The sequence below is a fragment of the Pseudarthrobacter siccitolerans genome (assembly GCF_001046895.1).
GTDB lineage: Bacteria > Actinomycetota > Actinomycetes > Actinomycetales > Micrococcaceae > Arthrobacter > Arthrobacter siccitolerans.
Window position 1 is genome coordinate 1 of record NZ_CAQI01000055.1, and the last position, 8522, is coordinate 8522.

The 8522-nt window shown below is 60.9% G+C and carries 7 protein-coding genes and 1 pseudogene; 3 read left to right on the forward strand and 5 right to left on the reverse strand.

Translation table 11 applies throughout. The annotated features are described in order from the left end of the window. Window positions 1-326: 326 nt before the first annotated feature. The 3 genes from ARTSIC4J27_RS20060 to ARTSIC4J27_RS20070 all read left to right on the forward strand — a co-directional run bounded on the left by ARTSIC4J27_RS20060 (window position 327) and on the right by ARTSIC4J27_RS20070 (window position 3349). Window positions 327-857, forward strand: coding sequence for a nuclear transport factor 2 family protein (locus ARTSIC4J27_RS20060; RefSeq protein ID WP_050056978.1), 531 nt, complete (start codon window positions 327-329; stop codon window positions 855-857). Between the two features lie 93 nt (window positions 858-950). Further along, the gene (locus tag ARTSIC4J27_RS20065; protein WP_050056979.1) at window positions 951-2096 is read left to right on the forward strand and encodes an acyl-CoA dehydrogenase family protein; all 1146 of its coding nucleotides are present in this window, start codon (window positions 951-953) and stop codon (window positions 2094-2096) included. A 338-nt stretch (window positions 2097-2434) separates the two neighbouring features. After that, on the forward strand, window positions 2435-3349 hold the full coding sequence (locus tag ARTSIC4J27_RS20070) for a transposase (protein WP_235436791.1): 915 nt from the start codon (window positions 2435-2437) through the stop codon (window positions 3347-3349). Here the strand turns inward: ARTSIC4J27_RS20070 and ARTSIC4J27_RS23295 are convergent. The 5 genes and pseudogenes from ARTSIC4J27_RS23295 to ARTSIC4J27_RS20090 all read right to left on the reverse strand — a co-directional run. Beyond that, window positions 3300-3459: pseudogene (locus tag ARTSIC4J27_RS23295) on the reverse strand (IS30 family transposase); the annotation flags it as partial. The gene ARTSIC4J27_RS20070 and the pseudogene ARTSIC4J27_RS23295 overlap by 50 nt on opposite strands. 384 nt (window positions 3460-3843) lie before the next feature. Beyond that, window positions 3844-4911 (reverse strand): flavin reductase, encoded by a 1068-nt coding sequence (locus ARTSIC4J27_RS22325; RefSeq protein ID WP_083435559.1) that lies wholly within the window; start codon window positions 4909-4911, stop codon window positions 3844-3846. 30 nt (window positions 4912-4941) lie between these two features. After that, window positions 4942-6369 carry an alpha/beta hydrolase fold domain-containing protein gene (locus ARTSIC4J27_RS20080; RefSeq protein WP_050056980.1) on the reverse strand — a complete coding sequence of 476 codons (1428 nt, stop codon included), beginning with the start codon at window positions 6367-6369 and terminating at the stop codon, window positions 4942-4944. Continuing rightward, window positions 6366-7586: a CaiB/BaiF CoA transferase family protein gene (locus ARTSIC4J27_RS20085; RefSeq protein WP_161799592.1), complete on the reverse strand. Its 1221-nt coding sequence runs from the start codon at window positions 7584-7586 to the stop codon at window positions 6366-6368. Before ARTSIC4J27_RS20085 ends, ARTSIC4J27_RS20080 begins: the two co-directional genes overlap by 4 nt. A 16-nt stretch (window positions 7587-7602) precedes the next feature. Continuing rightward, complete coding sequence (locus ARTSIC4J27_RS20090) at window positions 7603-8412, reverse strand: enoyl-CoA hydratase/isomerase family protein (RefSeq protein WP_050056982.1); 810 nt, start codon at window positions 8410-8412, stop codon at window positions 7603-7605. Window positions 8413-8522 lie beyond the last annotated feature (110 nt).

The window sequence follows — 8522 nt, forward strand, 5'->3', positions numbered from 1 at the left end:
AGCGCTTTGAATAGGATACCGATCGCGAGGGCTCATAAAAAATCTTTTCGTAGCTGCAGTGAGCTGGTCGAGCTGACCGCTTGTCACCGCCGCGATTACGCACGAGGGGCTCCACGCCCCGCCCCTGAAGGTGGTCAAACCCGGGCCCGGCCCGACGCCGGTCTACGGGAAATAGCCCGCTCCAGCCTGAGGTGGATTCGATTCCACAGCCCTTGCATCCGATTCCATGTGGCTTGACCGAAGCTGACGGCCGCTGATAAAAAGAAGCCCACAGGCGAGAGGGGATAACTCCTCCTGGCAGCTTGTCCAATTTCGAAGGGGAAAGAATGACAGCTTCCACCCAGCTCACGATGAGCATCACCGATCAACTCTTCGCTATTGAGCAGATCAAGCAAGTCAAGAGCAAATATGCGTACAGCGCCGACCGACACAACTGGGAAGACTTCGCTTCGGTATTCGCTCCCGATGCTGTGTTCGACGAAAGCGACTTCCCGACCCCGCTCCAACCGTTCAGCAAGGAGCCTGTTTCCAGCGAGATTCTTGAATATTTCAAGGAATCTGGCTCAAGAGTCGAGTGGCCCCTCGTCGGCCGCGACGCTATCTACACCGAGCACGTCGGCGTCGCAGCCGACCACGTGATGGTCCACCATAATTTCGACCCCTACATCGTGCTGACCTCGGACACCACCGCCACGGCCAGGTTTCGGTTCGAGAGCCAGCACTGGTTCCCGGCCGGGCGGCCAGTGAAATACATGCACAATGTCGGCGCTTACCACGAGACCTACGTCCGATTGGAAGACGGCAACTGGTACATCCAGACCTTCAGGTTGGAGCGCCAGCGCGTCGAGGCCGTCTAGAGCTGACAGTTCGACGTGATGCGGTCCGCACCTCAGCGGACGGCATCGGGCGCAGTCGCAACTTCGCATTGCAACGATTAGGAATGAAGTGACATGTCAAGAATTCTGACCGACGACCAGCTCGCGCTCCGGGATAAAGTACGAACTTTCGCGCGCGACGTTGTCGGGCCGCGGAGGTCGGAAGCGACCGACGACCCTTCATTTCTCAAGGAGATGAACCGGCTCATGGGTGAGGCCGGCATCCTGCGCACGTTTGCACCGAAGTCGCTTGGCGGCGATGAGATGGGCGTGATGGCGATTGTCATCGTCATGGAGGAGCTCGCACGCGAATCGCCTGCAGTCGCCATGAGCGCCATGATGCAGATGAACATTCCCGTGAACATGGTCAAGACTCCACCTGTGGCAGACCGCTGGGCCCGGAGCGCACTAGCCGGCGAGACAACAGTGTCGTTCGCATCCACCGATCCGGTCGGGTATGCCAACTACACCGAGCACCCGGATATCGGGCGGTGCGAAGGCGATGAGTTCGTGCTCAACGGTGTCCGCCATTTCGCGGGACAGGCAATCTTTGCCGACGTGATCGGCGTCTCCGGACTCGTCGACGGCGACATGCACCTCTTCTGGATACCCGCTGACCAAGCCGGCGTTCAGGTGAGCCCGATGCCGAAAATGGGCATCGGTGCCCCCTGGGGCCGTGTCGAGCTGACCGACGTACGGGTACCAGCGGAGTATGTCCGCGACATGAGTGTCCTCGTGAAGGACCGCCAACTGGTCGACGTCAGCGGCACAAGCAAGGTTTCAACGCACCCCATCTCAGCCTTGGCACTCGGCCTCGCCGAAGGAGTTTGGGAGAAGACAGACGCCTACTTGCGTGCGCGCACGGTCCGCAACGAGCCACTTGCCTCATTGCAGGCGCTCCAGCACAAGCTCGTACGCATGAGACAGAACATCGAAGCGGGACGATCGATGCTCTACGACGCGACACAGCTTGTCGATGCCGGACAAGGCGATGCCGTCCTGGACCACCTCCTGAAGCCCTTCCTCACCGAAATGGCCTTCGACGTCGCGACAACCTGTATGACACTTCACGGGGGACGCGGCTACGAGCGCGCCGCGGGCATCGAGATCTACCTGCGTGACGCAGCCGGGCTCCTGATCGGCGAATGTACCGCAGACATGCATTACTCAACGGTCGCGAACCTCCTGAACATGCCAGGTGCACTGCCCGGGTCACCCTAAGCCCCACCTTGCTGGGAGGTAGCGGGTGGTGCGTTCCACCAGCGTTGCAATCGCCGACTGATTCTGGGCTCCGGTTATCAAATCCCCCTCCTTGCGGTGTTGTTGTGGGTGATTTCGGAGCTGTTGTAGTGTTTCGATCACCCTCGGGTGGCAGGTATGGCACAAGTCTCGCTGCCGCTTGGACGGCTTACTGGGAATGGCTGCCTGCTGCCCGCCGACGACTCGACCGCTGATTGAGAATTACGACATTTATCCTTGGGTAAGGACGTGCCGGCGTAGTTATCGACAGGGCCAACCGAAATTGGAGCTGATCGAAGGGGACTGAATATGCCGGCATTGTGGGCAGGAAGCGACTCGGGCAAAAGAGCTCATCATTGCGATGTGATCGATCAGACAGGGGCCGTGCTGTTCTCGAACGAGTCGAGAACGACAAAAATGCACTGCTTGATCTCATAGCCACGGTCGCGGAGATCTCGGCCGGTCGTGAGGTCTGGTGGGCCACGGGTTTGAACGCCGGGCGGAGCGGCCCTGTTGATCGAGTTGTTGTCCGCTCATTCCCAGCAGCTGCTGTATATCCCCGGACGGATTGTCCATCACGCTGTGGCGACCTACCGCGGATATGCAAGAGTGACGCGAAAGATGCCAGGATCATTGCTGACCAGGCACGGATGCGCCCTGATCTGCAGCCAGTCCGCGGTGCCGATCCGATCAGCGTGGACCTGCGGCTTGAGGGCATTCGGCGAGTAGGACTGACCCGGCTGGCCGAGCGAATCAGCACGCTCGATGCCGAGACCACCGACGTCGATGCCCAGATCACTGAGCTGTTCCGGCAGCATGGCAGCGCCGATGTTCTGCTCACCATGCCTGGGTTCGGCCCCGTGCTCGCAGCAACTTTCCTCGCGAATATCGACGACAACGTGGCCGCATTCGACTCAGTCGACCGACTCGCCAGCGTCGCGGGCCTGGCTCCCGTCCCGCGCGATTCCGCGCGAATCAGTGGAAACCTGCACCGGCCACGTCGCTTCAACCGGAGGCGCCTGCGAACCTGTTACCTCGCCGCCCTCTCCAGCCTGAAGAACAGCCCGGCCTCAAGAACGTATTACGACCGGAAGCGCGGAGAAGGAAAGTCCCATAAAGAGGCCCTCATCGCCCTCGCCAGACGCCGCATCAACGGCCTCTGGGCCATGCTCCGCGACCACACCGTCTGCGGCGGGTTCGGCCGGTGCGCAGGGCCTCTTTCACCTCGCGTTTGAGCCCCACCGCAGGCCTGAAAGTAGAGGGCCTGGAAAATCGTTTCGGGGCTCAAGCGCATCTGCTCGTCTTCGGGAAATTCTTGGATCAGGAGCTTCGAAATTCGTTCCGGGCATGGGTGTACTGGCATTGACGCCGGATCCCGGCAGCGTTCACCCACTTCTGGCAGTCCTTCTGTTGATACCGAGTTCCTTGGCCGCCGCGGCGACAGTTCCCAAGCGCGCCACAGCGGCCAGGAATTCCTGCCGTTGCGCACGGTTATGGGACTGCTGGGAACGCTTCACAGCAGTCCCAGCCAAGGGCGCGGATTTCTCAGTTGAAGCAGATTCTTCCCCTAAGGAAGAACTAATTGTTGATGGTGATTCCATGGGTGTTGCAACTCCGGATTGTCGGAGGTGTTACAACGATCGCTGGAACTCGTCTCACCGGGCAGTCCTGCTGGCCGCCAGTGCGCAGACATCAATAGCCCTTGAAATCAGGCTTCGCTTGCTGCCGCCTACGGCGTCTGTCGAAGGCCTGAGGGGCGGACAACGTTGAGGGCGAAGGTGGTGAATGCGTCCTCGACTTCGGGGCGGCTCAGGCGGCCTCCGTCTCGGAACCATCGGGCGATTGAGAACAGGGAGTCGCAGATGAACTGCTGCGCCATTCTTGGATCGGCGTCGTAGAACGCTCCGCTGCTCATGCCGTGGTGGATTACTGCTGTCCATCGGTTACGGAAGTCTTCTTCGAGGCCTTTTAGCTGCTTTGAGGCGCCGAGCGTGAGGCTTGCTCGTTCGCTTTGAAACATGATGGCAGCGGCGGCGTACTCGCGCAGGGTGTCCAGTGACACTCTTACCAGTGCCTCGAGTTGTGCTTCGGGAGTTTGCGCGGCATCGACCCGTTCGTCGAAGCGTTTGAGCAGAACTTCAAGGAACCCGACCAGCAACCGCTCTATGACCTGCTCGCGGGTCTCGGCCCAGGCACGTGCCTCGAAGGCGTTCAGGCCCAGCAGTTCGGCGACTTCTTCGGCGAGTTTGGCCGAGGAGTCATCCGTTGCGGTTGCGCCCGCACCGTTTCCTGGCGTGGGGTCTGGCAGGTGCACTTGCCCAAAGCGGCCGCGCAGGAACGTCATTGGCAGCTCGTCGGACTCAACGTTGAGGTCAATTACTCTGCCGACCACGATCTCGTGATCGCCTGAGTCGAAGACCTGCTCGATCGTGCAGTCCACCCATGCGGTCACGCCGCTCAAAATGGGGGATCCGGTCGGGGCCGGCCGCCAGTCAGCGCCCTCGAATTTCTTCCCGTCGCGGGCGGAGAACTGACGACTCAGTTCTCCTTGGCTGGCACCTAAGACGTTCACGCAAAACGATCCCGATGATTGGATCTTTGGCCAGCTCGTTGATGACTTCGCGGGCATGAACGAGACCAGGGGCGGGTCCAGGCTCAGAGAGTTGAAGGTGCCCACAACCATGCCCACGGGCCCACTGCCGGGCACGTCGGCGGTAACGATGGATACCCCGGTGGGATAGTGACCGAGGACGTTCCTAAAGAGATCTCCGGCGATTGCCGGCGCTTCGTTTCCCATGGGATACCTTTCGTCGTGAAGCGATTCGAATCACGCTTCGGAGGACTGACTAGTTGGGGATAGCTGGTTAGATACTTGCGTCCTGACGAACGCACCGATCTCCTCCAGTGCCTGCTGCCCCTGGGGCAGGAACGATGCGAACAGAGGCCAGACGTGGACCATGTCGGCGTACTCTTTGTACTCGACATGCACGCCTTCGCGGCGGAGCTTGGCGGCCAGGTTGCGCGAGTCGTCCCGGAGGACTTCCCGGCTTCCCACGAGCAACAGCGTGGGCGGCAGCCAGCTAAGATCCAGCAGCATGGGAAACGCTGCCGGAGCCTCTTCGGGTCCCTGACCATCGAGGTAGAGTGCCGCGTTCCGGCGGGTACCGGTTTGCCCGCAGAGCGGGTCGATGCCTGCCAGCTCTTCGAAGCTGGGATTGCTGACCGTCAGGTCAACGAGCGGGGACACCAGGACGATGCTTGAGGGAACGGGCGCCCCAACGCGATGTAATTCCACGAGAGAGCTCAGTATCAGGCCCCCACCGGCGGAGTCTCCAATCACGAAGCATGACCGCGCTCCGACTTCATTGATCGCCGCGGCAAGCACGTGTTGCGCATCCTGGACCGCTGCCGGGAACGGGTGCTCCGGCGCGAGCCGGTACTCGACCACGAAGACCCGCGCGTCGATTGCCCGGGACACCTCGGCGGCAAACGCGCAGTACCCCTTCGCCGAACCCATGACGTACCCGCCGCCGTGCAGCATGAGACCAATCCGGTGTTCTGAAGCACCGGCCGCCTGTACCCAGTACCCCTCTACCCCGCCGTAAGTCGCTGCAGTGACGGATGCCTCGTGTCGGACGGGCAGCTGAGCGAGGACCGCCTCAAATCCTTCACGCTGGTCTTCCAGGGTCGCTCCACGCTCAGAAGGTATCGCCTCCTGGAACATCGTCACTACGCGCTCGACCAGAACGGCGGTGTCGGCGGGGGCAGGTTCGGCAACTTCCTGCCCGTGTTCTGGAGCATTCGAATACCAGTACACCGGCTCGGCGATGACCACGGGCTGGACGAGATCATCAAGGGTTACGACAATCTTCAGCGTCACCCGTGTGCCGTCGCCCTTGTCGGTCGCGTCGAGCATCGAAGCGTGGAGCCGCAGCCGCGAATTGACCGGGATCGGGCGCGTGATCCGCACCCGTTCACTGCCGTAGATCAGCCCGAGGGTTACCCCCTCCACCTTGAATATCCGGTCAATCAGGCGCGGGATCATCGACAGGACCAGGTCGGCGTGCACGAGCGTTCCGCCGAACCGGCTGCTTTCTGCCCGGACAGGGTCGGTATGAATCCAGTCGTCGCTGCCCGTCAAGGCGGCAAATTCATCAATCATTGCCTGCGTTATGACGGGCCCGTCGGCGCTTCCGAGGTCATTGCCGACCTGCGATGCGAACTCGTCAATGCTGGCGAACACTCGAGGGCTCACACGCTCTCCTTGCTCGGTGCGTAAATGATATTCCGCTCCTGAAGCGCCTGAGCTTCTTCAGGCGCGAACCCGATCTCGTCCAGAAGCTCCAGCGTGTCTTCGCCCAGCCGCGGCGGACGGTATGAAGCGACCCGGTCCCACGCGCTGGAGCGGTACGGTGTGGACGGCAGCCAATGCGGCTCGGTCATGTCGTTATCAACCCAGGCGAAATCTCCGTAACCGCGCAGTTCAGCGTCACCGACGATTTCCAGGTGGGAGCGCACCGGCCCGGCAATGATGCCCGCTTCACCCAGCAGCCTGGCCCACTCCGCCCGCCCCTTCCGGGCAAAGATCGGCGCGAGAACGTCCTTGAGTTCTTTCTTATGGGCAATCCGATCCGCGTTGGTGACGAAACGAGGGTCGTCATGGACCTCGGGAATCTCCAGGAGGTCACACAGCTTCCTCCACTGATCCGGATAGTAAGCGACCACCTGCAAATATCCGTCTGCGACGGCGAACATATCCGTCGGAGCACCCAGAGCACCAGCAGTGTTGCCCCCACGTTCAACCTCTTCACCAAAACGCGAAGCGATCGCGAACGCAGAGCTCTGCACATAGGTCGCCACCTCGAACAGTGACAGACGCAGGTGAGCACCCTCGCCGGTAGACGTCCGCTGGAGCAGGGCAGCGAGGATAGCCTGGCCAATGGCAAGCCCGGTGGCCGCATCAACGACCTGGATACCGACCTTATACGGCTCGCCTTCCTCAGGCCCCGTTATCGCCATCAAACCCGACTGTGCCTGCAATACCGCATCTGTGCCAGGCAAGTTCCTTCCAGCACCGTCCGGGTTATACCCGGACAACGACGTGTAAACAATGCGGGGATTCAATGCCTTTACCGCCTCATAACCGAAACCGAGCCGATCCATCACCCCGGGCCGGAAGTTCTGCAAAAGAACATCACTGGACGCGATAAGCCTTTCGACGATCTCGCGACCCTCGGCAGTCCTGATATCCACCGCAAGCGCCCGCTTGCCGCGGTTATACGCGGCGAAGATAGCAGGAATCCCCACCTCCGGACCCACACGCCGCCCCAGTTCACCCTCCGGGCGTTCGATCTTGATCACCTCGGCCCCGAGATCAGCAAGCATCACACCGGCCGAGGGACCCGCGATGAGCTGCGTGAAGTCCAGCACACGGTGTCCAGCGAGCGGACCTTTGTTCATTTCGTTAGGCATTTCTCTGGAGTACCCTTCATCGACCTTGAAAAGACGGCATATCGTTCTTCTGGATGAACGCGTTACGGGCGATCTTGTGATCCGTCGTTGACCACGCATCACGCTGGCTCTCAGCCTCAAGCCGCAACGCCTCATGAACGCTCGAGGACAAACTCTCATCCAGCATCCGCTTGGTCAGACCAAGCGCAACAGTCGGACCAGCAGCAAGCTGCCCGGCAAGTTCCATCGCACGTCCCAGGACGGCATCCGGCGCGCAAAGCTCAGTAACAAGCCCCCACTGGCTGGCTTCCTCAGCCGTCAGCCGCCCCTTAATAAACGCAAGTTCCTTGGCCCTCGCCGCGCCCACCAGGCGCGGCAACGTGTAGGACACACCGAAATCCGGCACAAGCCCAATACGGCTGAACGCCAAAACGAAATCCGCCTCCCTCGACACCACACGGAAATCGCAGGCAAGAGCCAAACCCACACCAGCCCCGGCCGCCACAGCGTTAACCGCCGCAATCGTCGGCTTAGCCAGCCGCAACAAAGGCAGAACGATAGTTTCGTGCAGTAAACGCATCGCCTTGTCCGCCGCATCCGGAGACTGCAGCACATCCATGCCCTTGACATCACCCCCGGCACAAAACGCCTTACCCGTCCCCGTGATCACCACACAACGAACCTCAGGCCTGGAAGCCTCAACAAGGGCCTCACTCAGTGCAAGCTTCATCTCAGTCGTCAAAGCATTACGGTTACCGTCCCGCACCATCTCGATCAAAAGCACAGACCCGTGCCGCGATAGTCGAAGCTGCTCATCCGACCGGACTGTCGTACCACTCATCGACATGTCATGTTCCTCTCTCCATTGAGCATAGATATGGCTGCCCGCAGCGGCTGCGGGTTAGCTGCGCAGGCCCGCCTGGACCATGAGGGGCAGAATCTCGTCTTCCATCTGCT